Raw genomic sequence first — 21,538 nt, 5'->3', positions numbered from 1 at the left:
TAAAATCAAATTCCTGTACCACTAAAACTCACTTCCCCCATTTAACATCTCTTTAATATTGGGTTCCTCATCGTTGTCATCTGAGAGTTGCAGTAATGAGGCTCGTGCAGATGGTGTTAAGCCTAATTCGTGTGCTAAGCTGTTTAATTTTGCCGTAGCAGAATCAATAATTTGTGATGCCGGATTACGTTTCCAGCCTGCGTTGTCTTCATATGTTTCTCCAGTTCGTTGATTGACCACAGTCTTAGAAACCTTGGTGACAACACCATCTGTTTTAATTGAGTCATAGCCTTTCCGCAATAATTGATAGTTAATACAAAACGCTTCAATTGTTCCCTTGTCGGCCTGTTTAACATATCCTGATGCTTGCAAAATTGGTACAAGTTTCGTCCACATTGCTCGCGCATAACTTGACAGATATTTTGGACAACTCTTTTGAATCAAATCCATTCCAGAAGTTTCCGTTATTAGTTTTTGAGTTCTAACTCGCTGATCCTTGCGAGCATGCTTGTCTGTAGTTAGTTTCATTTGTTTTGGCATTTTTTAGTTCACCTCCAAGCAATAAAAAAGAGCCCCCAATAGGGACTCTTTCAATCTGATTCATTTAGACTAATGAATCACAAAAAAATCATTAAACACACTGTTCGAACGTATACACCCTACAATCGTGAAAAAACGTCTAATTATATTAACTTTTAGGAGGAAAATATATATAGTCATTATAGTAGAGTTATTCATATAAGCAATTTGTGAAATTGCGTGCACCCAGTTATAGTAAGCCCATAAAAAAGTTTTGAATTTACAACTTTTAACGTGCGCTACTCCTGGGCGTGCGCTCCCCTAGGCTTTCACCACCCCGGGGGTGTTTAAACATTCACCTAAATTGAATATTTTTTGTAAGGTTCAAACAGTAAGCTTTAAACAATTTTTTCTTTATATCTATATCACCTAAAGGAGGTTGAAAAAATTGTTTTTAATAAGTAAACCTCATCAGAAACATTTATTCCGATTACCTACATGATACCACCTGAAAAACACTTTGTCGTTTCACAAAGACATCTTTTTTTAATTTTGTTGATGAAGATCCCCACCATCCAAGAAACGGTACCCACCCCTGAAATTATTACCATCCAAGCTGGCAGGAGTTTCCTACATCAGGAATGTTTATTTCGTGCGTTCAGATAATACTTTAATCCACCAACGTTTGCTGCAGTGTTTGAGTTGGTTTTGATTGAGTGATTGTTCAATCTTGGTTTTCGTATTATGCGTAGTTGGTGACAAGCACCATAAGTTATCCATGTCTAACCATTTATCAACAGGTAGTACACGTCTAGGCACAATGTGGTCAACAATAATCTTATCGTTTGAGACTGGCAAGCCAGTGACTGCATCTAAATAATAATCTCGTGCAGCAACAAATTGCCGAATCTTTTTCCATTCCTTTGAGTGATAAAACTGATTCGCTGTTTGATCACGATAGTACATATTGTACTCTCGGTTTCGTGCAGAACTGACTGCATGGTTGGGCTTCTGGTGCTGTGTAACGTGCTCACTGCAATACCTTTGCCCCATTGGTATCAATGCTTGACAGCCAACCTCATGACAGATATGTAGCTTCATATAAGCTCACCTGTCCTTCTTTCGGTACGAACTGTTTACTTAATTCCTGCTGTAAATCAATGATTGAATCAATTAATTTGTATTCATCCAGTTTCAATTGATGATCATTAATTAAACCAAACGATTTCCAAACAATGCCTTGGTATTTCATTCCATATACTTTAGTTGCGTAATCGAATATATCATTGAACAAGTCGCTATTGCTGATAAATAAGGTGTGAACTTCGCTGTTTAATGTCATTGGATCAGCGTATTTATTAAGGCAATATTCAAAATCACCTAATACCTTTAGCTTATCTAACGTATCCTGATGATCGAAACCACTTAACTGCTCCGTAAACATTTGGACATTTGATTTAACGTAAGCTATACGATCATACAATGCATGTTCAAACTTTTTATCAGTCATTGAAAAAATATCCATTGTAGCTATTTTTCCATATTTAAGCAGGCTTTTTACAAACAGTTTGGTTTTATCCGTCGGGAATAATGAAATAACTTTATTCACTAATGAATTCTCAACTGACACTGAATTTTTACAATTTATAGGCGCCAATTGTCCAAGTTCATCAGATTTATCAAAATTCTCTACCAATAACGTCTTGTGACCATAATAATCTTCAACCACATCTTTAGCAGCGTAGGTAATTGCCCATTGCTTATTCTTAAAATCTGGATTGCTATGATCGCTGAATGCCTTAATCAAGGGATTAGCATTGTTATAATTCCAAAAATGGATTCGTCTTAATACTTGCTCAATTAATAGACTAAAAGCATCGTCTTTTGAACAATGAATTGAATAATGAATCCGGTTAATGCCATTTTCAAAGTTTCGGCTCTTAGCAATCACTTTTACTAAGTTTTCATTTCCCATTTTTTCACCGCCTTTAAACTTGGTTTACTTACAGCTAGACATTGACGATAAGGAGAAACTAATTATTAACCGTTTATTTCAGAAATTGTCCATCCACAAATGGTTTGATGATGCTGAACAGATTCTTCAACCATCCAGGTTTTGATTGGCAAACCGGTTTCTGCTTTCAAAACTGCTTGAATGCTGCGAAACTCTTTCAGTTTGTGAACTTTCCCTCGCTTTGTTATCACATACGTCATATAAAATTCCTCTTCCAATCACATAATTTTACATATACTTATTGTGCACATTTAACAGCTAATTGGCAAGCTTTCATAAGTCTTCTGTAAAGTGTTAAATTGGCCGTCACTGGCACCACGTAAATAATCTTTCCATGCCTTGCAGCACGTAATTGTGATGCTCAATCTGTTCGTGTGTCATGCTGTGCCTCCGCTCAATAGTTCTGGAATTTTTTCAAATGGGACAATAGTTTGGATAACCGTATTCGCAAATTCAAATGTCGAACCATCACTAGTACGGCAAATTCTTTCTACTTTTTCTAAATTGATCCAAACTAAGCCACCATCAATATCCGTAACTTGAATCCACTTAACTTCATTGCTATAGTTAAACATTGTCTGCCTCCATTTTGACTTTAACTGCGTCCTTCCAATTTTTAACGGTCTCGTCGAGGCCCTTTTTAGTGAAATTGAACTCACCATTTTCAGCAACCAACGTAAAATAATCTTCTTGGATGTAAACTGGGTATTCCTCGCCTACCTTAAAAACACGATGCTCAGCTACAAAAGTATACTTCGGAACGAAATAACAATAGATCTTCATTTTTCTACCTCCAATAATTCCGGATTATCGTGAACATTACCAATGACTTCAATGATATTAGCATCTTTACGGCAAGCACAATCCAGCCATTCTGGTGAACTATAGGACTTATCGCTCTCTTGTACCGCAAATCCAGCTCCGCGATACAGAACTAATCCTACCCAATCATGCTTTCTATAAATGTTTGAATGCCAGGCAAGAATGTCGCCCTCATAAATGTCTTTGCCGTTCCTATCTTTTAAGCCAGTAAACTGCTCAAGAACATCATCAGGGTTATCCAGCTGAAAGATATCAGACATAGAGTAGTTCATAAGGCTATCCCATGATTCCATCCAGGATACTTTAGTATATTCATCAGGTGCTCTCCAAATACGGAACTTAATCTCTCTGCTCATTACCGTCACTCCTCCACACTTTGAATGCTTGAATTATTTAACAAATCCTTCAGAAATTCAGCTTCATCCCGTGTAAATTGTTGTGTGATTTCCCCTCGACAAACGCGCGGGTTACGTACTCCACAGATGAAATACCCACCACGATCATCTACTCGTCGAGATACATATTGTTGCCCATCACTACCAACCATGCCATTCATTTTCAAGCGATACATTGGTGCAGACAATTTCACTGTTTCATGATTTAAAATTGCATCTATAACACTGGCTAAATCATCACGGTTAGAAATAGTTTCATCATCGGCATATTTATCAATGAATTTGGCGAATTTAGCTATTCGCTTCCAATCAGAAATACTTTCTGCCATTGCATTTTGGTACATTTTGAACAGTTCCTTATCAAGTATTTTTACTGTCATTTTATTTACCTCCAATTATTTTTAATGCGTCATCTACAGAACGGCAAACACCATATAACACTGGATATTGCTTAATAAATTTTGCAAACCGCTTCTGATCGTCACGTAACTTGCCTCGTTCGTTTTTAACTTCAATCAAAATCATTTTTCCACTATGATGTTCAAAACCGGTAATGTCCGGCCAACCTCTCGGAAATAACATAATTCGTCTGCCATCATCAGTTTTAATCTTTCCAGCATTACTGCGACAAACGGTGCAATCATGTCGAGATAACGCTAAAAGAATTTCTGTTTGAATTTCATGTTCCGATTTAATTGTCATACGCCTCCAAATAATTATGACGGATGGGAGGATAAATGGGAGGATGATTCAGTCGCTGTATCCATTGCGGCTGTAAGAACAAAGCCTGTTTTTGGGTGTATGGGAGGATCTTTTCACCAAACCTTTATATATATCTTTTTTTACTCTTTTATCTTATATACTTTTATTAATTTATCCTCCCATAGTATAAAAAGAGTATATAAATGTAGTTGTATCAAGGGTTTGAGCTTGAAAATGATCCTCCCATTATCCTCCCAAAAGAGCTTTTATCCTCCCATTTTTATTTAATCCAGCCCAGTCTTGGATCGTCTTTAATTTTCAATCCAATATAAAATATGGATCCACTTTTCTTGGTTTCAAATTTCTGTTTCATTTCACGACTAAATTTCTGCTTACTCATAGAGTATTCGGAATTATCTTTTGCCCAGGATTGATATTTCTTAAAAAGTTCACCTGCAGGCGCTCGGTAACTATCACCCACTTCACAGCAATCATCCACGAATAGACTAATAACATCCATTTCTTCACGATATTGCCGACTAGCACGAGTAACGCTTATTGGGGGATTCAATCCTTCTCGTTGCCATAATAAGCAACCCTCAACAATCCAATTAAGGATTCCCACGGATTCACGTTTCAATTTATCTTTTAAGTTTTTATCAACTTGGCCATCGGGAATTTTTACCTTAAAAGGAATTAACATCAGCCGTCGCCAAATTCCGTCATCAGTACCACGAATGATTGGTTTATGGTTAGTGGCTAACCACAGCTTAAACTGTGGTTTGAATTCAAATTCCTTACCATATAAGTACCGTGCGGTTACTTTATCGCCACCGGTTAATTGTTTAACTAATCCCTCGTCCAATCTCACACCCTCATTAGGTTCGCTTGAGGTAACTAATCGGGCACTTTCCAACCGGGCAATATCTGAGTTGGCTCCCGATTTATTTTGCCGTACCATAATTGAATCGGCCTGCATTGACTTGGCATAAGTTCCCAGAATATCAGAAATCGTATCGATGAAAATTGATTTACCATTGCGGCCATTTCCATACAAAATGAACATCACCTGTTCCTTAATACTTCCTGTGACAGAGTATCCAACCGCTTTTTGAATATAATGGATTAATTCCTGATCACCAGCAAAAATTTGATTTAAAAATTCATCCCATTCTGGACAATCGATTTTGTCGGTATATTCTACGCTTGTCTGATGACTGAACATTTTCTTAATATCGTGGTCTTTTAAGATACCCGAAGTTAAATCAATGTAACCATTAACCGTATTCAATAAAGTTTTATCTTGATCAAACTGCCCATGCAATACCGGAACCCGATGTTGCACTTCGCTTATCATGGCTTGTTTAGCAGCATGACTACGCGACTTCTTCAAAAACTTTTCCCAAGCTACTTTGGCCTTTTCAGGATCTACACCGGCAGCAACATGCAACTTCTCATTCTTCATATTATCCACGGTCATATCAACGAATTGAGCTGCTTTTCCCTGATCGTCCATTTCCCAATAACTGCCATTATAGAAATACCAGGACTTATCAACATAGGAATATTTGACTAGATTTCCAAAAACATCAATAAATCGATCAGCATTCCCAGTGTCATCCCAACTTCTAGGTGGTAATTTCTTTTTAGGCTTAGATTTTAAGAATTTAAGATCATATTTGTGCAAGGGATGTTGTTGTGGATTAAAGGTTTCCCGAGTTTCATTAATGGATTTATTAAGAAGTGAAACCCCATAAGTGGTTTTTCCGTGCTTTTCATCATATTTAGGGCGCATTAAACTAGACTTTCGAAAGATTTGATCCATTTTATTAAAATCACGGCCCGTCCAAAAGGCCAAGTCATTGGAAAAGGCTAGATCAGCTTCTGAATGGGAAGTATAGAAGCCCTCCCAACCACCGTGCATAAACATCTTGAAACGTTTACCAGTCCGTGAAAGTTCCGCGCGTTTAATAATTTCATCAACACTTAAATCATTAGGTCGAATTGGTGCTTGATTGGGAAGCTTTATCACATTGCTTTCACCAAAGTAGTGTTTATAAATAAGTTTCATCACTTGCGGTTGTGGTGTGTTTATTCGATCACTATATGGACCAATGGTTTTTCCAGTTAACGCGAAGAATCGTCCGGACTCATACATTTCAACGTTGCCTTTGCGGCGTCGATCACCAGGAATCTTGCCCTTAAAAATGGCATGAATTCCTTTACCGGATAAACTAATTTCCACATAGGATTTAGTCATCGTTAACACATCTTGAACTTCATTTTGTTGATAATCCTGTGCAGCGTATTTCTCCAACTCATCCCCAATGTGATCAATATCCAATCCGACATAACCATTAGCAAAGTAAAACGCGAGACCGTCCATTTTATACGTTTGGAGTGCTTCTAAGGCTGTTTGATAATCCGTCCAGGTGCTTGGGTCATTCGTGCGTCCAGCTCCACCATCGAGCGCATTGTGGGGTATTTTGGTGTACTTATTTCGCTCAGGTTGCCAGATTTTTTGAAACAGGCCCCATTGTTTTAAGGACCGTAATTCATTTGGAATGTTTTCATATGCCACTGTTTACCCTCCTAGAACGGTAAATCATCGTCTGAAATATCAATTGAATCTCCAGAATTGTCAAATGGATTATCTGTTGGGGCTGATGCTGGTTGACTACCAGCAAAGGGATTTTTACCGTCATTTTGGTCTTTCCATACATGCTGCACTTGTGGATAATCGCTCTTGCTAAAATTCCAAGGGGCAATTTGATTGATGTCTTTCTTTTCACCGCCATAATCATCAACCGTTTTTTTGACATACACTTTGGCTGGCTTGTTAGCAACTGCTTTAGTAAAATCATTAATTGTATTCAATGGTGTTCCTTCCGGAATTTGAACAGCTTCAAGAATGTATTGGAAACTATCAAGGTCGTATTGATTGGTGGTTTTACGCTTCCAATTGTCCATAAAGACATGGCGATTATGATACTTGGCATTGGTATTTTTTAATCCAGTAACCCCATCTAAGTCATTTCGAACCACTAAATCTAATTGCAGTGATTCTGCCCCGTTCTGAGTTGCCTTCTCTTGAGCTGACTTAATAATCATCTCGTAATTTCCACTTGGTAAAGCTGAAAAATCTTTGTGTTCGTTGTTCTTGTAATTTGCTTGCATAAATGCCATTTTTAAAATTCCTCCATTAGTTAACCATTTTTAGTCGTTTAGCTTGTACATAGGCCCAACCAGCTTTATACCCACGGGCTTTAGCGATTTCTAGTAACTCTTTGTAACTTTGTGCATCTTCCGGCTTTTTTCTTGCCGTCTGGATTTTTGAATAATCAGTAGTCAGTTTAAATTCCCCAACTTTTTCAATACTGGCCGTTTCATCAATTTCCATTCCGTCAGCGTCATATTTAATCTCATTACCACACTGTGGGCAAACACGGCATTGTGTCGGTACCACGGCAAAACAATTTGGACAAGTTTTGACCGGAATTGATTTTGTGTTATTCTGCCGTTTTTTCTTAGGTCGTCCTTCAAGGCTCCATTGTCGTGGAGTATCAGGCAGACCAAAACGGGTATAGTTAGCCACATGATCAATAATTGTTGCCACTTTATTGGGCTTATATCGCATACAACGCATGGATTGCTGAATGTCCAATACTAATGATTCGGTTGGCCGTAGCATAATGACTACAGAGCAATCCGGAACATCAAACCCCTCCGAGATTAAATCTACATTACATAGAACCTTAATGCTGCCACTTTTAAAGTCACGCATAATCTGATCACGTTTGGTTTTCGGTGTCTTAGCATCCGCATGAACGGCTTTAATTTCAGCGGCACAAAACGCGGCTGCGGTTGCCTGACTATGTTCAATGTCATGGGCGTATACAATTGCCTGTTGACCAGGAACCTTTTCACGATATGTTTTGACCACATCCCCAAAAATTGTTTTGCCAATGGCATCATCGATCGAGTTATTGGTGTAATCACCGGTGCTTGATTTCTTTAGTTTACTGTCATCCACTAACTTAATAGAATAGTATTTGTATGGGGCAAGGTGATGATGTTGTATTAGCCAAGTAACATTTTGTCCTTCAACCATGGCCGAATAAATATCATCAAACCCCTTACCATTCATTCGCCATGGACTACCAGTGAATCCCAGTCTTGGCACGTCTTTGTAATAGTCGAATATTTTTAAATAAGACTTTGCCCGACTATGCTGTGATTCATCACAAATGATTAAGTTCGGTTTAGGTAGTTTCCCCAGTCGGTTAACGATCTTGCCCACAGTCATAATTGTGCAGTGCATTAAATCAACGTCTTGTTTCTGAAAAGATTGGGTTATTTGATTCACGAGTTCCTGTCTGTGGACGAAAAACATTACTTGTCCACCCTTAGCAACTGTTAATCTGGCAATTTCTGCAATAATAACTGACTTACCACTTCCTGGTGGAGAAACAATTAAAACACCATGATTGCCTTCAGCAAGCTTTTGACGGGTTTCGTCTACTAATCGTTGTTGATAATCAAATAATTTAAATGGCAATACTATTCACCGCCAAACCTAAATAAGTCCTTAGCAGCACACATGGTTCGATTGTCCAAACGATTTTTGGCATAAATCGAGTCATTTCCTTGCAGCATAACGCCACGACCATTAGTCTTCGGATTAATAATCAACCGACCAACCACATCACATAATCCCAACATTCCGTCCATCACGCTTTGACGAATTTCGGGTGCATATTGATTAAATTGCTGACCATTTTCAGTGGTAATCTGGCGTTGCGTCTCCCAAGCTGTGGTTAGCACATTAACTGGCAACGCGTAGATAGCAGTCATCACTCTAGAAAAATAATTAGTCCACTGTGAATAATCCTGCAATTCATTTGAGATGCCATTATGGCTACCCTTACCCTTTTCCACAAACCAATCTTTTTCAAAGCTTGATACATTATCAATAACTAAATTATCGTAACCAACAATCAATTCTGATGCCTGTTCAAGATACTGCTTCATGTCTTCTTCAGGGTGAGTTCGATCCATTTCATCGACTGTAACGTTGCTAATGCCAGCTAATACTTTAGCGGAGTTATCCAAATCAAAAATTCTAGTTTTACCAGGTAAATATTTAACGCAAGTTGTTTTCCCAGTTCCGGGTTTAGCATATAGAATGACTCGCCAATTCAAGGTTCGCTGCAAATCTTTAGCTTCAATCGTCTTCATGATTAAGCACCCACTCTTTGATAACGAATTTGGTTACTGTCCATGAAAGCCCTCAATAGTTTCATTTGTGGAATTGTAGCCGTAATCTTTAAAACTACAGTGTGTGAAACAACTTCACCAGTGTTAGTATCAATCGTTTTATCTTTCTGCTGAATTTGATGTGTTTGTGCTTCCGCTGCTTGTGCTTCCAGAGTCTGCTGTTTTTGTTTATTTAGTTTGACCTGATTATCAATTGCTTGAAGCAAATAATTAACATCTTGGCCTTGCTTCAACTGGTCGATCCAACCAGCTGGATCAATGTGATAAGCTTGAGCATATTTGGTAATAGTACTGATACCGGTTTTTAAATCATCGTGTTGCTTTTTAATGTAACCCATCACATCAGCAATTCCTTCGGTTACTTTCTTCTTGGTGGTGGTTTTATTTAACCAAGTAGGATCAATTTCAACCTCGCCTGGTTCCACATGGTAATTAGGTGCCATTTCAGCAATCAAAGCATTAACATGCTTCAAACGAAGCTGACGCTGCTGCTCTTCCAATTCTTTTAGCCCAGCGTCAATTGGGTTAATCGAACTATCCAGGGTCATTTCCAAATCTTTAATTTGAGCTGCAAACCGTTGATATGGTTCAGCATATTTTTTTCTAATTTCCTTACGTTTATCATCAAGAGCTTGCTTCAATTTCCGAAGCTCTGCTCGACTGGACTTGGCTTCTTTTTCTGTGGAAGTTGTCACTGCCATTCCTTGATATTTATTGGCATATGCTTCTACAGCTGTTTTTAATTGATCAAAATTATTAATTGTAATCACAGGTAGCTGATAGTCAATCGTATATTCTGGTAGGGATAATTCATTTGCCATTTATATTTACCTCCATCTTTTAATGTAAATAGTGTCGTTGATCAATTGAATTCTTCATTTCTGCAATCTCTTTGCTTTTAGATTTTGTGATTCTGCCACAGATTAATCTAATTGGTTCGGGATAAATTGGGACTCGTTCTTTCCGCTTCTTCATAAAATCCTTGTCGGTCCCAGTTACGACGTAAGTCGGATACTTTATGCTGAGCTTTCGCATAACGTCGGCACGAGAGACACCAGTTTCTAATATTTGGGAATCCATTACACCAACTGCTTTCCAAAATTTAGTCATTATTCCACCTCGTGATGTAAAATATATTCAGATAGTCGTTGCTTTTCTTTATCTAGGACAAAGAAATATGCCAACAAGCTATGATCGTTTTCCACGGGTGTGCGTCCAATAATCATATTCAAACGTTTGATACGGTTCTGTATTGTTAATGTTTTCATTCTGATGACCCTCCAGGTGTTATAATATTAGTAGTTATAGTTGTTAGCTGGTCCACCCATTTGCGGTAGTGGGCTATTTAGTGCATATAATTAAGGTGGTGAATTCTTATGGATTTTTACAATTGGTTAATGCGCTTTAAAGACGTTAGCTTACCAGTTGGTGATGTAGCAAGAGAAATAAGATCTGATAGATCGTTTCCTAAGGGAAATTTAGATTGGAAACATTTAAAAGAATATCTTAAGTCAATTGGTTTTTCAGATTCCAAATTAGAAATTGTTAAAAACGTCTTCAACTATTATTTAGCGGAGAAAAGTCGCTAATTAATAAAATCCAGTAATCATTTGGAAGCTTCATATTTTCTTGGCCATATTTGCCTCGTATTTCAGTATTGGCATAAAGGCCACCATGGAACAGTTGGGCTTCCTTTCTTTTTCTTAATTCACCTATTAATTCAGATGTCGAATACTTTTGCAATTTATTCATCGATATGATTCCTTTCTATTTTTTAGTGACGCCCAGTTGGTATAAAGTATTCAATGACCAGGGCTGCTAAGAACACTAAAACTAGTACTTCCAATGATTCCATTAATCAAATCACTCCTTTTTAATATTTGTAGAATTTTGAATTCAACCCATTAAGGAGGTTAAGTCGTATGATTCATCAAATTGTTGCTATTCGATTACGAACTTATTCCAAGGGAAAGCAAGCATCACCAGAAAATATTGATTTAATAAAACTGGCCAGTGGGAAAATTGAACTTATTCAAGCCACAGCAGCCAATATTATTCGTGGTGATTACTACTTTTACATTCTCGGTAATGGTACCTATGAAATCACTTATGATTACAATCATGACAATGCTTTATATATTAAAACCAATAATTCCTCAAATCGTCACGATCGATTATTAGATTTGCCAAGAATTTAATGTTTTTACCAATTGAATTCGCTCCAATGATCCTCCAGGAACTGCTGCATTTTGGTAGCTTTAAACAACCAGGGACTACCTTTACTGCCACGATGGACTAAATATCTATCATCCATTAAGGCTTGCATTTCCCGTGAATATTTTGGATTTTCCAAGAAATTTTCTTTTAACCATTGTGGTGATTTGTTCCCACACCATTTACGAAGATCGTTTAAATTCCAAGTCCGTCCAAAGGTTGATTCCCGTTTTAACTTTTGGTAATCTTCCTTATTTATCAATTCAAAATTATCAGGAATTTGAATTGATACTTTAGCACTAATGACTTGAGACATTTTGTCACTTCCTTTAGTTGTATAATTTATTTATTCCAATTAATCGAGGTGATAAATATGGAAAAGTCTTTCGATGATTTTATTTCTAGCTTGTCTGATGAAGATATCTGTAATATAGCCGATATTAATCAAGAACTTGCTAATGTTAGAAATACTTCAGCCGTTGAAAATTTGTTTGGAAATCAAATCGCCGTTTCCTCTTATTTGATTAGTCTCAATTTACTGCGTTACTATCATGAATGGCTGAACGCATAGTACTTATAATATCTTTAGAATTAATTTCAGCTTTACTGTTGACCCCTGTGTTACTTGCGATAACATGGAGGTCTTTTTCTATTGCCCACAAAACGTGGATTAATTGCTTTAATGTTTTAATCATCTTTCTCACTTCCTTTTGATAAGATCTGACGTGGATTAATTAATCGTCGTTTTTGTTGTCTTCAATTTCCACATTCTTCACTCCATAAGCGATAAACTTATTAACTACCGCTGTGACAGTTAATCCAGTTTCGTGCTTAATGTCCATTAACTGGTTATACAAATCAGTGTTAATGCTAATCAATCGTGATACTCGTGGTTCTGGTGCTTTCTTTTCTAAAACTAAACGTGGTTTTGCCATTTTTTATTACTTCCTTCTATTATTTACTGACGTATAATTTAATTAATTCAATTAATCGAGGTGAACTCTATGAATACTGTGGTAATTACCACAAAGTCTCATGATTCAATTTTCTTTAAATGATGCTAACGGAGAAGTCAAATTTATTGGTGATGCAATCTTTAGCATTGACCGAAGAGACATCATGAGTGTCTTATTCAAGTAACAATCTATAAAGTTCAGCAATGGTTGCAGCCATTTCTGGACTTTTATTTTTTTCGCTCAATAGTTCCAATAAATATTCTCGTACTGCATTATGAAGTTTCTGATCCATTTAATTCACTTCCAATTTTGGCTTAGTTGTATACTTGAGTTATTCCAATTAATTGAGGTGATTAATATGAATAACTTGTTCAAAGATTTACCATGGTCTACAATTCGAATACTAAGATATATTGTTAAGAGCTATAATTTAGGCACTCCCGTTGATTCGCTTAAAATAAGAAAGCATTTTAAACTAGAAGTTGGTAAAGAACAGCCGACTCTAGAACTATTGAAACATTACAAATATATAGATAGCGTGAACGGCTTTTATAAGGGCCCAGGAATTTATCAATTTAGAATAACTGCTAAGGCTTTAAGTTCTTTTGAATCATTTGGAGAGAATTTAATAGTGTTCTTTTTGCCTTCTTGCATTATTCCTACAATAGTTTCAATAGTTACAACCGTGATTGTTAATATTCTAATAAAAAGATGATTGCTGTGATCGTCACAATACCGACCACGATCAATTGCCAAAAATTAATACAACACCATATAGTGAACAAGATTGCCGTTTCTATTGCATCTTCCATTTTTTCCAGACAATCTTTAAAATTTGACATTTTTATTAACTCCTTTTTCGGTGTTCGTGACGATTCCAGAAATCCGAGCTGAACCAGTATTAATTAATTTTTTGATGGTCTCAAGTAACTGCCGAAAACCTACATTTTTAAACTGCCCTTGACATTTCCTCCTTTCAACTATTCATTGACGATCACTTGGCTTCTTTCTAGAACATATGACCAAGTAAGTAACCAATTGTCATAAATAGAACTCCTATCGCCATATTTAAAATAGGCTGAATATTACTATCAAAGTACTGATGCAGTTTGCCTTTTTCCATTTAACTCACCTCCTTTCTATGCTGGCTGTGTGGACGAATCCGGAGTAAATAAAAACTTGATCGTTACTCTGAAAAGTCTCTTTCTAAGCTCGTTCTCTTTTGGGAACGGTTATTGTAAAAAAAATTCCTAATTCATCATTAGAGAATCCGAGCACGCTCGCAATCTTTGCAAGTTCATCAGCTCCCAGACTAACTTTACCGGTTTCCCGCTTGGAATATGTTGCTCTGCTTTTCCAACCTAGCATTTTGGCCATGTCCTCTTGCGAATATCCTTTCGCAATTCTTTCAGCTTTGACTCTTCTTAAATCTACTGACATAATTTTTCATCTCCTTACGTTCTCATTTGGGAACACTTAAAGAATATCGTATTCGTTCCCAATTGTCAACATGATAATTAAAAAAATAGTCAAAAAGTTTTTTTAATATCTTGATTGTTTCCGATTGGGAACGGTGCTATAATGTGATGGTAAGCAAGGAGGGGTTCTATTGAAAACAAATGACGAAATAGTCGACACACTTATTGAATTAAAAAATGAGCAGCATTTAACACTTAGTGAACTGGCTAGACGTGTAAACATGGCCAAGTCAGCATTATCAAGGTATTTTAATAAAACTAGAGAATTTCCACTAAATAACGTGGATGCTTTTGCTAAAGCTTTACACACTACCCCAGAATATATTCTTGGATTCAAAGAAAACGAGATTGGTTCATTAACTGATAGTGATAGAAGAATTCTAAGGATTAATAAAATGTTATCCTCTGATCGCCAAGAAAAAGTTTACAATTATGCTAATGACCAATTAGACGAACAGAATAACGGAAAAGTAACTTCAATGTTTAACCACAAACCGCTGGTCGATATTCCTTACGGTCGTTCAACTGCTGCCGGTTCCCCTATTAATGGTGAGGATCAAGATACCCAATTAATCCACAAGCTGATTGCTGGTGAAAAGGTCCCTGCTGGTGCTGATGAATTAGTTACTGTGGATGGTGATTCTATGGAACCCCTACTACAGAAAGGTAGCCAGGTGTTCATTCACTATCAACCAGAGGTTGAGAATGGTGAAATTGCGATCGTCCACGTTCGTGATGTTGGTGTTACTTGTAAAAAGTTTTATGTAAATTCTGATAACACGGTCACTTTGAAATCAATCAATGAAGCGTATGATGATATGGTGTTTGATTGTGATGAAGTTAATGTAATCGGTAAAGTGATTTTATGAGCTCCCAAACGTGGGGGCTTCATTTAAAGTTTTAAAAGAACATATGTTTTGACTAACCAGGTGGTTTACTTAGGTTCGAGTCCTAAATAGTCAATATTTAACCGAAAAAAATAACCAACGTTCTCTGGATAAACGTTGGCTACAGGAAAGAATCGATCGTGAAGCAGCTAATATGTATTACAAATTTTTGGTAAATATCCACGATAAGATCAGCAGTAATTTTAAGGGACTTGCTAAGCATGATCCTAATAAGTGGCGACACTTTATTTCAGTTAACGAAGTACTAGATCAATTGGAAGAATCTGTTGTTGAGATAGAATTTGAATAAGCAAAGTGAATACTATAAAGGAGAGAATTTTATATGCAAGCACTCGTCAAAATTAACGCGCATTTTAGAATCAAGTTAGCCACTGTCTCAAAATTTTTTGGACAATAAAAAACATCAAGAACAGATATCCTGTATCATTGAAGTTCCTACACAAACAATGGAAGAGGATATTGTCTTGATGCAGAAACAGGATAGCACACACCGCCAAAAAGGTCAGCACTTAACATCACTCGAGCGCGGAAAAGTGGCCGGATTCCGCCAAGCTGGGAAGTCCAATCGTTGGATTGCTGCTGAAATTGGCGTCTGCCCGCAGACCATTAATAATGAAATCAAGCGAGGTACAGTAGATCAGGTCAAGAAGAGTAATGGCAAGCGCGTCTACCATCGACAATACCTACCAGAGGCTGCTCAGGCACGTTACGAGACTGCACGCTTGAGCTGCCATCGTCCTGACAAGTTCGCCAGCGTACAGGTCTTCTTAGCCTGGTACGTACAGCGAGCTAAGCAGGACAAATGGTCGCCGGATGCTTCAATCGGCTATGCCAAGCGACACAAGCTGTTTACTCCTGAAGAGCTTGTTTGTGCCTCGACTTTGTACCAGTACATTGACGACCAACGCCTAGAGATTCGAAATATCGACCTGTTGGAGAAGACTAAGCGGAAGACCTCTCACCAGCACCACACAAAGGCTAAGCGCCTGGCTGGCCGCAGTATCGAGGAACGGCCTAAGGTCGTTGAACGACGCAGGCAGTTCGGTCACTGGGAGATGGATACCATTGTCGGTAAACGCAATGGCAAGGAGAGCGTCATCTTGACTCTGATTGAGCGCAAGACCCGTTGCCAACTTCTCCGCTTGATCGAAGGACGAGATGCAGACTCTGTGAGCTATGCATTGCGTGGAATCAAGCGCGAATGGGGAGCTTGCATCAAGACCATCACAGCCGACAACGGACCCGAGTTCACCGCCTTAAATACTGCTTTTGCTGGGACGGAAACTGAGATCTTCTACGCCCATCCTTACACGTCCTGCGACCGTGGCACCAACGAGGCACATAACCGGATGATCCGCCAGGACTTCCCTAAGGGCATGTCCCTAGATGACATTAGCCCTAGTCAAGTGCAGGCCACGCAAGACCGCTTGAATCAGTTGCCTCGCAAACAACAGGGCTACTGCACACCCCAGCAAAACTTTGAGGCCGAAGCTCGGCGCGTTCGCCGCATGGCCCAGTAGTCTCTCTAGCGCCACAACTTCTATTTGATAACGGCCCGTTCTGGGATTGTCCTCAACGACTGGCTAACTTGTTCTTGCAATTTACGTCGTCAAAATTAAACGAATTTCAAAGAAAAGAGGTCTTAGCTTATATCAATTAAATAACCAAGCGGGATTGAAAGCAAATGTTATTTATTCTTGGAAAACTAAGAATCCATCAGTTGAGAAATTAAAAGCTGTTGCAGATGTTCTGGATGTATCTGTTGATTATTTATTAAACGATGCAAATGAAGCATCCTTAGCTGCGGACCCTACTGAACTATCAAAAAATCAGAGAGCGATAGCAAAATCAATTGATCCTGATATTTCCAATGATGATTGCCAGGCTATTATTAAAATACGTCACGAAATAATGAAATTGAGAATATCTAATTAAATATAAAATTTTAAACATTTTACAAAAAAGCTTTTTTCAAATATGTGAGAAAATCAACATTATGCATTGAACACAACTTTCAATTAATGTACCCTTTAATATATAGGAGGAATTTATTGTGAAAAAAATTAATCTAATTTTAGGCTTATCATTACCATTTATGTTTTTATCGTCAGCGAATGCTTCTTCACACAAATTAACCGTTAAAATTAACCCTATTAATGATCAAGCTAAAACTATTACTGGTAAGACGACTAAGGGAACAAAGGTAACACTTTATGAAGGTCGAAAAACTATTGCTAAGAAAAAAAGCAGCGGTAACTTTTCCATAAAAGTTACCAAACCGCTTAATTTTAAAAACAAATATCACCTTTTAGCAACCAAAAAGGGTTATACATCTAAAAAAATCAACCTTAAAATTATTGTTAAAAGAATCGATTATGATGCTAAGATAAAACAGATTAATACCCAAATAAGGGCTATTAAAAATCAAGTAAAGCCATTAAGACAACAAATGCAAGCCATGGAGCCCTTTATCAATGCTTTAGAGAATGATGATCCTACTTCATCAGACTACCAAACCGCCTTGCAACAAGCTAATGGGAATGCGGAAGCTTATGAAGAGCAATATAATAATCTAAAAGCTCAAATAAAGACCGACTCTAATCCTTTAGGATTGCTTTATGATCAACGCCTAGCATATATTTATAAATCAATGCAACAATATAATGGTAAAGTTCAACTCTAGAATAATGTGTTTAAAACATTTCATATTCACCACAAATGAAGTTCATTTAAAATATTTAGCAAAAAATGAGAATGTAAAACTTTCGAGGTTGGTACCGTAAGGTATCAATCTTTTTGAATACAAATGCTCCTATGATTATCTGAATTTTGACCATTATCGAACTAGTGTTCAAATGGAATTATTTGCTTAATTTAATCAATGCAAAAGAAAAAAGCAAATCCAAAAGGATTTGCTTATAAATCAACAAAAAGCTAAATTGATTATTGCAATGGAGTCAATGGCACTGGAGTCAATGGATTTACTGAACTACCATTATTTTGAAATGGATCTGAAACAGCACTACCGTCACCGTAAGTATAAACAACTTGAACAGGTGAAGAACCGAAAGTACCACTATTAGCACTCGTAGCATTCAAGTTTAACTGATCCCATTCCTTAACAGTACCGTCAGCATTAAATACCGGATAAATAGCTGACTTAAGAGTATTCAAAGTAGAATGCTTTGCTAAATAATTAAGAACGTCTTGAGAACTAAAAGCAGAGCCACGTGTTCCACTGAATAAATCAGACGGATTAATATTAGCTGGTGCTAAATAGTAGTTTGCAGCATACACTTTAACAGTATTATTAAGGCTTGTAAGAGCAGCATCTTTGTCGCTTGCCGCTACACTGTCAATATATGCTTTAACAGTAGGCAAAGAATTAGTGTGATCTGTGACCTTACCGTCACTATCCGTATGCACAAGTTGACTAATGTCAATGTGTGTTGCTTTAGGACCTTCACCTTCATCAAATGAGCCCTTAAAGAACGCACCAGCTGATTTGGAATTTGGAGTTAATGAATGAGTTGATGTAACATCATCTTTGGTAGCGACATAAGGCTTAAGCGTTTGATAAACAACATCGCCCTTTGTTACAGGTAACGAAACTGTTGATCCTGTTTGGGCTTGAGCCAATGTAGACGGATATTGAGAAACATTAAAAGAATATCCAGTTCCACTCAAAGCATTATCAATCTTACTTTGAAGATCATCAGCAACAACTTTAGTTAACGTCCATGAAAAGTTATCCTGGGTTCCAGTTTTTGGTCCAGTTAATGACCCAAGGGTATCACCTTTTTTAGCACCAGTTTTTACATAATCAATAGACTTAACTGTTTTACCTTGTGAATCAATAAAATTGAGTCTTACGGCATTATCAGCGATAGGTGCTGGTGCTGGTGTTGGGTTTTGAGCAGTTAAAGCACTGAACTTGATCCAGCCGTTAATCTTTTGACCATTAGTAGCGTTAGTGTCAGCAATCTTTACCCAAAGGTCGCCTTCACGGGTACGGGTCGTTTGGTCCGTAACTTTGAAGGTATCGTTAGCGTAAGGAGTAGCATCAATAACGGTACGGCCCTTCTTGTATTCAGTCCATGCAGGATATGAATAAGTAGTCGCAGTACCATCGTTAGCAGTACCAGCCTTAGTAATCTTGTAAGTAGCAGCCTTTTGTGCATCAGTTAAAGCAGTAGTTTGTTCTGCTGAAGATGCAGAGCTTGCTGAACTTGCTGATGCTGATTTTGCAGCTGCAGGTGCTGTAGTAGTGTTGAATGAAGCAATACCACCAGCAAATGCAGTAACTGACTTGCCGCCGTAGATCCAGCCACGGTAAGTCTTATCAAATGAAACAACCTTGTAGTAAACTGAGCCACGGTTAGTAGTAGCTACACGATAAGCACGGAAGTTTTTTTGACCTTGTTTAGAGTTCTTAAGACTAGCTAATGTAGTCTTAGTTGCAACGGTCTTAGCACCCTTCAAAGTACCAGCCTTTGTATAAAGAGCGTTAGTACCGTTAACAGCAACGTTACGAGTAGTAGCGTCTGATGTCAAAGCTTTGTTTGATGTAACTTTGGCATATGATTTTGCACTAGCATTTGTGCTAGATACACCGGCAACAGCTACAAATGATAATGCAGCTACACCAGCAAAAAGAGTCTTTTTCAATGACTTTTTCATGTGTAATTTCCTCCCAAAAAAAATTGTTTTTTCAAGCTACCTAGGCATGTAAAAACATGCCTCAACTAACTTGCTGTAAATAGTATAACATAATCAAGGTTGAATGCAAAAGAAAACAGGAGTTGTAAAGGCTTTAACATTTTTTTGTAATCTATATGCCATGATAATTAATAAATGATCGCTCTATTAAGTAGATTCCCCACTATGTGTTAGTATATTATCCAAAGGAGGGTAATAATGCCATCAATACGTAAACATGGTCATGGATACCAGGTAAGATACTACTATTATGATGCCAATGGTCAGGAACATGAGAAAACTAAGAGCGGCTTTAGAACTAAATCAGCTGCAAAGCTATTTGCGAGTCAATTGGAAATCGATATCCACAATGGTTTGGATCTCGTTCCTAAAGATCCTAAGTTTGCTGACTATTTTGACTATTTTTATCACACGTACAAAGAACCCAAAATTGAGAATCAGACTAAGAATCGCTATAAAATAACCAGTCGAGTATTACATAATTATTTCGGTGATGTTACTTTAAAAAGTATTGACCGACCACAATATCAAGCATTTATTAATTTCTATGGTCATTCTCATGCAAAAGATACTGTTTATAAAGTTAATTCACTAATTAGAGCAACCGTTCAAAATGCCATTCTTGACGATCTGATTCATAAAGATTTCACACAGCGAGTCAGTCTTATTTATGATAAGTCACGTGATAAGCATGTGGAATACCTCAACGTGGCTGAGATTAAGCGTCTTATCGCTTATTTGGAGAATCACTTAAACTATCACTTTACCTCCACTTTTATGATCCTGACGGCCGTTTTAACTGGTGCTCGCTTGGGAGAAATTCAAGCATTAACTTGGAATGACGTTAATTTTAATTTTAAAACGATTAGCATTACTAAATCTTGGAATTCATCCGAAGGCGGTGGATTCAAAGATACCAAGACGGCTGGTTCAAATCGAATCATTGCAGTTAATGACGAATTGCTGAAATCATTAAAGATCTTGAAGGATCACAATAATGGAGAACTAATTTTTGTTAATCAATATAAATCCATTCCATCATCCTCTGCCGTTAATAAAAAGTTGCGTTCTATACTAAAAGACTTAGGGATTCAAAAACAGGGCTTCCACTTTCATTCTTTACGACACTCACATGTAGCTTACCTACTATCTCGAGGAATTGACATTTACATCATTTCTAAGCGTTTAGGCCATGCTGATGTATCCACAACAACAAAGATTTATTCCTATTTAATGGATGAATATAAAGCAAAAAACGATCAACAGATTCGTGAAGAGTTAGATAACCTTTCCTCTCATGATGAAACTATACCAATTAAGCGGAACCTTTAATAAGGTTCCGCTTTTATTTTGTTATTTTACTCTGTATCAGGTTAAACTTCTTCTGCCCGTTTGGCCGTTATTTGCCCGTTATTATTTATATTTTAATACTTTCTAGTACGTTTTTATAAATTAAAAAAATTAGGAATGCCTATTTAACAGCATTCCTAATTTTAATATTTCTTCTAATTTGTATAATTATGCCGACTGCAGG

General features: G+C 37.3%; 30 protein-coding genes and 1 pseudogene. 9 read left to right on the top strand and 22 right to left on the bottom strand.

Annotated features, from left to right (window positions below):
• Window positions 1-21: 21 nt before the first annotated feature.
• The 17 genes and pseudogenes from LKE01_RS09610 to LKE01_RS12095 all read right to left on the bottom strand — a co-directional run bounded on the left by LKE01_RS09610 (window position 22) and on the right by LKE01_RS12095 (window position 10,997).
• Entirely contained in the window at window positions 22-540 is a 519-nt protein-coding gene (locus tag LKE01_RS09610; RefSeq protein WP_003636406.1) for a phage terminase small subunit P27 family, read from the bottom strand.
• 624 nt (window positions 541-1,164) lie between these two features.
• Window positions 1,165-1,485, bottom strand: coding sequence for an HNH endonuclease (locus tag LKE01_RS09605; protein ID WP_225426948.1), 321 nt, complete (start codon window positions 1,483-1,485; stop codon window positions 1,165-1,167).
• A gap of 36 nt (window positions 1,486-1,521) precedes the next feature.
• Window positions 1,522-1,572, bottom strand: a pseudogene (locus tag LKE01_RS12460) (HNH endonuclease); the annotation flags it as partial.
• Window positions 1,573-1,597: 25 nt separating this feature from the next.
• Window positions 1,598-2,494, bottom strand: coding sequence for a hypothetical protein (locus LKE01_RS09600; RefSeq protein ID WP_054769289.1), 897 nt, complete (start codon window positions 2,492-2,494; stop codon window positions 1,598-1,600).
• Window positions 2,495-2,559: 65 nt separating this feature from the next.
• A complete protein-coding gene (locus tag LKE01_RS12100) occupies window positions 2,560-2,733 on the bottom strand; it encodes a hypothetical protein (RefSeq protein WP_169790302.1) in 174 nt (57 codons plus the stop codon).
• A gap of 177 nt (window positions 2,734-2,910) precedes the next feature.
• Complete coding sequence (locus LKE01_RS09595; RefSeq protein ID WP_054769290.1) at window positions 2,911-3,108, bottom strand: hypothetical protein; 198 nt, start codon at window positions 3,106-3,108, stop codon at window positions 2,911-2,913.
• A complete protein-coding gene (locus LKE01_RS09590) occupies window positions 3,101-3,316 on the bottom strand; it encodes a hypothetical protein (RefSeq protein WP_054769291.1) in 216 nt (71 codons plus the stop codon). Before LKE01_RS09590 ends, LKE01_RS09595 begins: the two co-directional genes overlap by 8 nt.
• Complete coding sequence (locus LKE01_RS09585) at window positions 3,313-3,711, bottom strand: YopX family phage-derived protein (protein WP_054769292.1); 399 nt, start codon at window positions 3,709-3,711, stop codon at window positions 3,313-3,315. Before LKE01_RS09585 ends, LKE01_RS09590 begins: the two co-directional genes overlap by 4 nt.
• 5 nt (window positions 3,712-3,716) lie before the next feature.
• Window positions 3,717-4,130: a hypothetical protein gene (locus LKE01_RS09580; protein ID WP_054769293.1), complete on the bottom strand. Its 414-nt coding sequence runs from the start codon at window positions 4,128-4,130 to the stop codon at window positions 3,717-3,719.
• Between the two features lies 1 nt (window position 4,131).
• The gene (locus LKE01_RS09575; RefSeq protein WP_054769294.1) at window positions 4,132-4,452 is read right to left on the bottom strand and encodes a VRR-NUC domain-containing protein; all 321 of its coding nucleotides are present in this window, start codon (window positions 4,450-4,452) and stop codon (window positions 4,132-4,134) included.
• A 280-nt stretch (window positions 4,453-4,732) separates the two neighbouring features.
• A complete protein-coding gene (locus LKE01_RS09570) occupies window positions 4,733-7,033 on the bottom strand; it encodes a phage/plasmid primase, P4 family (RefSeq protein ID WP_057961244.1) in 2,301 nt (766 codons plus the stop codon).
• A gap of 11 nt (window positions 7,034-7,044) precedes the next feature.
• Window positions 7,045-7,638: a DUF669 domain-containing protein gene (locus LKE01_RS09565; protein ID WP_056980867.1), complete on the bottom strand. Its 594-nt coding sequence runs from the start codon at window positions 7,636-7,638 to the stop codon at window positions 7,045-7,047.
• 16 nt (window positions 7,639-7,654) lie between these two features.
• On the bottom strand, window positions 7,655-9,010 hold the full coding sequence (locus LKE01_RS09560) for a DEAD/DEAH box helicase (protein WP_056980866.1): 1,356 nt from the start codon (window positions 9,008-9,010) through the stop codon (window positions 7,655-7,657).
• A 2-nt stretch (window positions 9,011-9,012) separates the two neighbouring features.
• Window positions 9,013-9,690, bottom strand: coding sequence for an AAA family ATPase (locus tag LKE01_RS09555; protein WP_054769295.1), 678 nt, complete (start codon window positions 9,688-9,690; stop codon window positions 9,013-9,015).
• A gap of 2 nt (window positions 9,691-9,692) precedes the next feature.
• Complete coding sequence (locus LKE01_RS09550; protein ID WP_056980865.1) at window positions 9,693-10,550, bottom strand: DUF1351 domain-containing protein; 858 nt, start codon at window positions 10,548-10,550, stop codon at window positions 9,693-9,695.
• A gap of 19 nt (window positions 10,551-10,569) precedes the next feature.
• The gene (locus LKE01_RS09545; RefSeq protein ID WP_008857063.1) at window positions 10,570-10,839 is read right to left on the bottom strand and encodes a hypothetical protein; all 270 of its coding nucleotides are present in this window, start codon (window positions 10,837-10,839) and stop codon (window positions 10,570-10,572) included.
• On the bottom strand, window positions 10,839-10,997 hold the full coding sequence (locus LKE01_RS12095) for a hypothetical protein (protein WP_008213905.1): 159 nt from the start codon (window positions 10,995-10,997) through the stop codon (window positions 10,839-10,841). The genes LKE01_RS09545 and LKE01_RS12095 overlap by 1 nt, the downstream gene beginning before the upstream one ends.
• 108 nt (window positions 10,998-11,105) lie before the next feature.
• Here LKE01_RS12095 and LKE01_RS09540 point away from each other — a divergent pair, with 108 nt between their 5' ends.
• On the top strand, window positions 11,106-11,318 hold the full coding sequence (locus LKE01_RS09540; RefSeq protein WP_008213902.1) for a YozE family protein: 213 nt from the start codon (window positions 11,106-11,108) through the stop codon (window positions 11,316-11,318).
• Here the strand turns inward: LKE01_RS09540 and LKE01_RS09535 are convergent.
• On the bottom strand, window positions 11,287-11,481 hold the full coding sequence (locus tag LKE01_RS09535) for a hypothetical protein (protein ID WP_013728331.1): 195 nt from the start codon (window positions 11,479-11,481) through the stop codon (window positions 11,287-11,289). The two genes, LKE01_RS09540 and LKE01_RS09535, sit on opposite strands and share 32 nt — an antisense overlap.
• 170 nt (window positions 11,482-11,651) lie before the next feature.
• Here LKE01_RS09535 and LKE01_RS09530 point away from each other — a divergent pair, with 170 nt between their 5' ends.
• A complete protein-coding gene (locus tag LKE01_RS09530; RefSeq protein ID WP_054769296.1) occupies window positions 11,652-11,927 on the top strand; it encodes a hypothetical protein in 276 nt (91 codons plus the stop codon).
• Between the two features lie 5 nt (window positions 11,928-11,932).
• Here the strand turns inward: LKE01_RS09530 and LKE01_RS09525 are convergent, their stop codons facing one another.
• Window positions 11,933-12,259 (bottom strand): DUF771 domain-containing protein, encoded by a 327-nt coding sequence (locus LKE01_RS09525; protein WP_008213898.1) that lies wholly within the window; start codon window positions 12,257-12,259, stop codon window positions 11,933-11,935.
• Between the two features lie 57 nt (window positions 12,260-12,316).
• Between LKE01_RS09525 and LKE01_RS12090 the strand changes: the two genes are divergently transcribed.
• Window positions 12,317-12,514, top strand: a complete 198-nt coding sequence (locus tag LKE01_RS12090; protein ID WP_156660839.1) for a hypothetical protein — start codon at window positions 12,317-12,319, stop codon at window positions 12,512-12,514.
• A 163-nt stretch (window positions 12,515-12,677) separates the two neighbouring features.
• Here the strand turns inward: LKE01_RS12090 and LKE01_RS09520 are convergent, their stop codons facing one another.
• Window positions 12,678-12,878, bottom strand: coding sequence for a hypothetical protein (locus LKE01_RS09520; protein ID WP_008213892.1), 201 nt, complete (start codon window positions 12,876-12,878; stop codon window positions 12,678-12,680).
• 379 nt (window positions 12,879-13,257) lie between these two features.
• On the opposite strand from LKE01_RS09520, the gene LKE01_RS09515 reads away from it, so the two are divergent.
• Complete coding sequence (locus tag LKE01_RS09515) at window positions 13,258-13,614, top strand: hypothetical protein (RefSeq protein ID WP_056980877.1); 357 nt, start codon at window positions 13,258-13,260, stop codon at window positions 13,612-13,614.
• A gap of 491 nt (window positions 13,615-14,105) precedes the next feature.
• Here the strand turns inward: LKE01_RS09515 and LKE01_RS09510 are convergent, their stop codons facing one another.
• A complete protein-coding gene (locus tag LKE01_RS09510) occupies window positions 14,106-14,339 on the bottom strand; it encodes a helix-turn-helix domain-containing protein (RefSeq protein ID WP_035180843.1) in 234 nt (77 codons plus the stop codon).
• Window positions 14,340-14,508: 169 nt separating this feature from the next.
• On the opposite strand from LKE01_RS09510, the gene LKE01_RS09505 reads away from it, so the two are divergent.
• The 4 genes from LKE01_RS09505 to LKE01_RS09485 all read left to right on the top strand — a co-directional run bounded on the left by LKE01_RS09505 (window position 14,509) and on the right by LKE01_RS09485 (window position 17,968).
• A complete protein-coding gene (locus LKE01_RS09505; RefSeq protein WP_082619671.1) occupies window positions 14,509-15,246 on the top strand; it encodes a LexA family transcriptional regulator in 738 nt (245 codons plus the stop codon).
• 506 nt (window positions 15,247-15,752) lie between these two features.
• Entirely contained in the window at window positions 15,753-16,805 is a 1,053-nt protein-coding gene (locus LKE01_RS09495) for an IS30 family transposase (protein ID WP_010620018.1), read from the top strand.
• Between the two features lie 79 nt (window positions 16,806-16,884).
• The gene (locus LKE01_RS09490; RefSeq protein ID WP_082619670.1) at window positions 16,885-17,220 is read left to right on the top strand and encodes a helix-turn-helix domain-containing protein; all 336 of its coding nucleotides are present in this window, start codon (window positions 16,885-16,887) and stop codon (window positions 17,218-17,220) included.
• Window positions 17,221-17,338: 118 nt separating this feature from the next.
• The gene (locus tag LKE01_RS09485) at window positions 17,339-17,968 is read left to right on the top strand and encodes a hypothetical protein (protein ID WP_056980876.1); all 630 of its coding nucleotides are present in this window, start codon (window positions 17,339-17,341) and stop codon (window positions 17,966-17,968) included.
• A 260-nt stretch (window positions 17,969-18,228) separates the two neighbouring features.
• Here LKE01_RS09485 and LKE01_RS12210 read toward each other — a convergent pair whose 3' ends face one another.
• A complete protein-coding gene (locus tag LKE01_RS12210; protein ID WP_225426947.1) occupies window positions 18,229-19,965 on the bottom strand; it encodes an S-layer protein in 1,737 nt (578 codons plus the stop codon).
• A gap of 237 nt (window positions 19,966-20,202) precedes the next feature.
• Here LKE01_RS12210 and LKE01_RS09475 point away from each other — a divergent pair, with 237 nt between their 5' ends.
• On the top strand, window positions 20,203-21,336 hold the full coding sequence (locus tag LKE01_RS09475; RefSeq protein ID WP_054769302.1) for a site-specific integrase: 1,134 nt from the start codon (window positions 20,203-20,205) through the stop codon (window positions 21,334-21,336).
• Window positions 21,337-21,538: the final 202 nt, after the last annotated feature.

The sequence above is a fragment of the Lentilactobacillus kefiri genome (assembly GCF_007989105.1).
GTDB classification, from domain to species: Bacteria; Bacillota; Bacilli; order Lactobacillales; family Lactobacillaceae; genus Lentilactobacillus; species Lentilactobacillus kefiri.
Note: the sequence above shows the minus strand (reverse complement) of the source record. Positions and strands in the feature narration are given on the sequence as shown.

Excerpts from the sequence above, each read along its gene's own strand:
- LKE01_RS09610 (WP_003636406.1), bottom strand. The coding sequence starts at position 540 with ATGCCAAAACAAATGAAACTAACTACAGACAAGCATGCTCGCAAGGAT.
- LKE01_RS09605 (WP_225426948.1), bottom strand. The coding sequence starts at position 1,485 with ATGTACTATCGTGATCAAACAGCGAATCAGTTTTATCACTCAAAGGAA.
- LKE01_RS09600 (WP_054769289.1), bottom strand. The coding sequence starts at position 2,494 with ATGGGAAATGAAAACTTAGTAAAAGTGATTGCTAAGAGCCGAAACTTT.
- LKE01_RS12100 (WP_169790302.1), bottom strand. The coding sequence starts at position 2,733 with ATGACGTATGTGATAACAAAGCGAGGGAAAGTTCACAAACTGAAAGAG.
- LKE01_RS09595 (WP_054769290.1), bottom strand. The coding sequence starts at position 3,108 with ATGTTTAACTATAGCAATGAAGTTAAGTGGATTCAAGTTACGGATATT.
- LKE01_RS09590 (WP_054769291.1), bottom strand. The coding sequence starts at position 3,316 with ATGAAGATCTATTGTTATTTCGTTCCGAAGTATACTTTTGTAGCTGAG.
- LKE01_RS09585 (WP_054769292.1), bottom strand. The coding sequence starts at position 3,711 with ATGAGCAGAGAGATTAAGTTCCGTATTTGGAGAGCACCTGATGAATAT.
- LKE01_RS09580 (WP_054769293.1), bottom strand. The coding sequence starts at position 4,130 with ATGACAGTAAAAATACTTGATAAGGAACTGTTCAAAATGTACCAAAAT.
- LKE01_RS09575 (WP_054769294.1), bottom strand. The coding sequence starts at position 4,452 with ATGACAATTAAATCGGAACATGAAATTCAAACAGAAATTCTTTTAGCG.
- LKE01_RS09565 (WP_056980867.1), bottom strand. The coding sequence starts at position 7,638 with ATGGCATTTATGCAAGCAAATTACAAGAACAACGAACACAAAGATTTT.
- LKE01_RS09555 (WP_054769295.1), bottom strand. The coding sequence starts at position 9,690 with ATGAAGACGATTGAAGCTAAAGATTTGCAGCGAACCTTGAATTGGCGA.
- LKE01_RS09550 (WP_056980865.1), bottom strand. The coding sequence starts at position 10,550 with ATGGCAAATGAATTATCCCTACCAGAATATACGATTGACTATCAGCTA.
- LKE01_RS09545 (WP_008857063.1), bottom strand. The coding sequence starts at position 10,839 with ATGACTAAATTTTGGAAAGCAGTTGGTGTAATGGATTCCCAAATATTA.
- LKE01_RS12095 (WP_008213905.1), bottom strand. The coding sequence starts at position 10,997 with ATGAAAACATTAACAATACAGAACCGTATCAAACGTTTGAATATGATT.
- LKE01_RS09540 (WP_008213902.1), top strand. The coding sequence starts at position 11,106 with ATGGATTTTTACAATTGGTTAATGCGCTTTAAAGACGTTAGCTTACCA.
- LKE01_RS09535 (WP_013728331.1), bottom strand. The coding sequence starts at position 11,481 with ATGAATAAATTGCAAAAGTATTCGACATCTGAATTAATAGGTGAATTA.
- LKE01_RS09530 (WP_054769296.1), top strand. The coding sequence starts at position 11,652 with ATGATTCATCAAATTGTTGCTATTCGATTACGAACTTATTCCAAGGGA.
- LKE01_RS09525 (WP_008213898.1), bottom strand. The coding sequence starts at position 12,259 with ATGTCTCAAGTCATTAGTGCTAAAGTATCAATTCAAATTCCTGATAAT.
- LKE01_RS12090 (WP_156660839.1), top strand. The coding sequence starts at position 12,317 with ATGGAAAAGTCTTTCGATGATTTTATTTCTAGCTTGTCTGATGAAGAT.
- LKE01_RS09520 (WP_008213892.1), bottom strand. The coding sequence starts at position 12,878 with ATGGCAAAACCACGTTTAGTTTTAGAAAAGAAAGCACCAGAACCACGA.
- LKE01_RS09515 (WP_056980877.1), top strand. The coding sequence starts at position 13,258 with ATGAATAACTTGTTCAAAGATTTACCATGGTCTACAATTCGAATACTA.
- LKE01_RS09510 (WP_035180843.1), bottom strand. The coding sequence starts at position 14,339 with ATGTCAGTAGATTTAAGAAGAGTCAAAGCTGAAAGAATTGCGAAAGGA.
- LKE01_RS09495 (WP_010620018.1), top strand. The coding sequence starts at position 15,753 with ATGCAGAAACAGGATAGCACACACCGCCAAAAAGGTCAGCACTTAACA.
- LKE01_RS12210 (WP_225426947.1), bottom strand. The coding sequence starts at position 19,965 with ATGAAAAAGTCATTGAAAAAGACTCTTTTTGCTGGTGTAGCTGCATTA.
- LKE01_RS09475 (WP_054769302.1), top strand. The coding sequence starts at position 20,203 with ATGCCATCAATACGTAAACATGGTCATGGATACCAGGTAAGATACTAC.